Origin of the sequence: Streptomyces sp. NPDC058964, from assembly GCF_042741275.1 — a bacterium.
Taxonomy (GTDB): Bacteria; Actinomycetota; Actinomycetes; order Streptomycetales; family Streptomycetaceae; genus Streptomyces.
Genome location: NZ_JBHYKH010000707.1, coordinates 1 through 2,699, shown reverse-complemented (window position 1 = coordinate 2,699; position 2,699 = coordinate 1). Strand labels below are relative to the sequence as shown.

Sequence of the window (2,699 nt, the reverse complement as noted above, 5' to 3'; positions counted from 1 at the left end):
TCCGCCGCTGCGCCTGCGCGATCCGTTCGTCCTCCAGCCGCTCGGCGTTGTCCAGCCGGGTCCGCCAGGCGGCCTCCGCGCTCTCCCGCTCCTGTTCGAGTTCCTCGGCCGCGTCCGGCAGGGAGTGCGGGGCCGTGGCCGCGTCCAGGGGCAGCGGGCCCTGCCCTACCTCGTCAACCAGACCGAGCAGCCGGTCGTGTTCCGGGGTGGGCAGCCGGATCTCCAGCCGGTCGAGGACCAGGTCCTGCAGATCGGGCGACATCCGTCCCAGGTGCTGCCGGACGCGCCCGGAGGCGTCCTCGGGGTCACCGCGCAGCGACCGCAGCACGTCGTTGACGAGCCGGTCCACCAGGGTCTCCGGGTCGACGCGCTCGGCGCGTGCGCGGTCCGCGTCGACGGTCGCGTAGCGCCGCCCGCCGGGTGTCGCCCGGCCCGGCTCCACCTCCCGGGCGGACTCCGCGGCCGGTGCGGACTCCGGTCGTACGAGGTCCTGCGCCGCCGCCTCAGCCTCCCGCTCGACGGCCTGCTGCGGCAGGCTCACCGCGCCGGGTTCACGGCCCGCCCGCAGCGCGCCGAGTCCGTGCGGGTTCTGCACGGTGTGCAGCAGCTCGTGGGCGAGGAGGCGGCGGCCCTCGTCGGTGCCGGGTTTGAAGGCGCCTTCGCGGAAGAGGATGTCCTGGCCGACCGCGACGGCGTCCGCGCCGAGCAGCTCGGCCAGCTGTCCCGCGTCCCGGCCGGTGTGCAGCCGTACCCGGCTCAGGTCGTGGCCGAGCTGTTCCTCCAGCTCCCGCCGTACGCCGGGGTCGAGGGGCTGTCCGGCCCCGCTGACGATGTTCTTCGGTTCGGGCGTACGGGACTTGGCGGCCCGCTCCTTGCGGCGGCGCCTGCGCCGGTCGGCCGCCTGCTCGGAACCGGACTCCTGGGTACGCGCGTTCACCGTGTCACCTCCCCTTGTCCGCTGAGCCCCTGGTGGACCGCACGCGCCAGCTCCTGGCCCAGTCGGCGCGCGGAGAGTCCGGCCGGCAGCGGCGGCAGCCCGGACAGCACGTCCAGTCGCAGGGCGCCGTCCGCCGCGATCGGTACGCCGTGCTCGTGGACCAGCCGGGTGAGCTCGCGCTCGAACGCGGCCGACACCCGTTCCGGGTCCGCCCGGAATCCGTCCAGGACGAGTTCGCCGATGCCCAGGCGGATCGCGCCCGGCCGTCCGGTCACACCCATCCGCGGACCTCCGTCGGCGTCAGGGAGCGCTCGAGCTTGACGTATTCGGTGCGGGCGGCGGCGAGCATGTGCCGCATCTGCAGGGCCTCGCCGTCCTCCGCGGCGAGGAACGCCCCGGACAGGGCGATGTTGCGGATCGAGCCGCCCGCGACGGTGAGCTGGGCGAGCAGCCCCGGGTCGATGTCCTTGACCGGTGCCTGTGGCGGGAGCACGCGGCGCCAGATCTCGGCGCGTTCGGGCTCGGCCGGGAAGGGGAAGTCGACGACGAACCGGATGCGCCGCAGGAAGGCCGTGTCAAGGGCCTTCTTCATGTTGGTGGTGAGGATGGCCAGGCCCCGGTAGGCCTCCATGCGCATGAGCAGATAGCTGACCTCGAGGTTGGCGTACCGGTCGTGGCTGTCCTTGACCTCGCTGCGCTTGCCGAACAGCGCGTCCGCCTCGTCGAACAGGAGGAGCGCGCCGCCGCGTTCGGCGGCGTCGAAGACCCGGCGGAGGTTCTTCTCGGTCTCGCCGATGTACTTGCTGACCACCTGGGACAGGTCGATGACGAACAGATCGAGGCCGAGTTCCCGGGCCATCACCTCGGCGGCCAGGGTCTTGCCGGTACCGGAGCCGCCCGCGAACAGCGCGGTGACGCCGAGGCCCCTGCGCAGCGTCGCCGCGAACCCCCACTCCTGGTGGACGGTGGCCCGCTGCCGCACATGCGCGACGATCTCCCGCAGCACGCTCGTCTGGCGCTCGTGCAGGACGAGGTCGCCCCAGCCGGCCTGCGGCTCGATGCGCCGGCCGAGTTCGTCCATGCCGAGGCGGGCCTCGTCGAGACCGGCCCGCCAGGCCAGCTGGAGGGCGTCCAGCTCGTCCTCGTGCGGGAGTTCACGGCGGACCGTGGCGGCGGCGGACCGTACGACGTGCGGCGGCAGCTGGAACTGTGCGACCAGGGAGCGCAGTTCGCGGTCATCGAGGTCGGAGAAGTCGTCGAAGGCATCCGCCCACAGGCCGAGTTGTTCCTCGTCGTCCAGGCGTGGCACGGTCACCCGTGCGCCGTGCGGGCGCTCCGTGCGCAGCGGGTCCTCACTGGAGACCACGACGGGTACGGCGGCCCCGGCCAGGAACGCCTCGGTCGCGGCCCGCTGGTCGCGGTCCAGTTCGCCGACCTCGACGAGCAGCGCGGCGGGCAGCAGGACCGCCTCCCGCTGCCACAGCCGGGCCAGCCGGTCGCGCTCCGCCGGCTCGCCGGGGACGTCCTCGGCGCTCATCGCGTACAGCCCGAGCCCGGACCGGGCGGCCGCCGCCGCGGCGATGTCGGCCCGGCTGCGCCGGGGGCCCCCGCGGCCCCCGCCCCCCGGCGGCGCGGGGGGGGCGGGCCCCCCCCGGGGGGGAGCCCCCGCGCGGGGGGGGCGGGGCCCGCGGGCCCCCCCCCCCCCCCCGCGCCCGGGGGGCCCCCGCGCGCGGCAGCGTCAGCGGGTCCGGCAGCCGCTGGA

At 75.3% G+C, this 2,699-nt stretch carries 2 protein-coding genes and 1 pseudogene; all 3 read right to left on the bottom strand.

Features of this window, described 5'->3' with window-relative positions; translation table 11 throughout:
* Positions 1-937: DUF4157 domain-containing protein (locus ACFW2E_RS43380; RefSeq protein ID WP_384476645.1), on the bottom strand; the 937-nt coding region annotated here is incomplete at its 3' end.
* On the bottom strand, positions 934-1,218 hold the full coding sequence (locus ACFW2E_RS43375) for a hypothetical protein (RefSeq protein WP_384476642.1): 285 nt from the start codon (positions 1,216-1,218) through the stop codon (positions 934-936). The genes ACFW2E_RS43380 and ACFW2E_RS43375, both read right to left, overlap by 4 nt.
* Positions 1,209-2,546, bottom strand: a pseudogene (locus ACFW2E_RS43370) (ATP-binding protein); the annotation flags it as partial. The pseudogene ACFW2E_RS43370 and the gene ACFW2E_RS43375, both read right to left, overlap by 10 nt.
* Between the last annotated feature and the right edge of the window lie 153 nt (positions 2,547-2,699).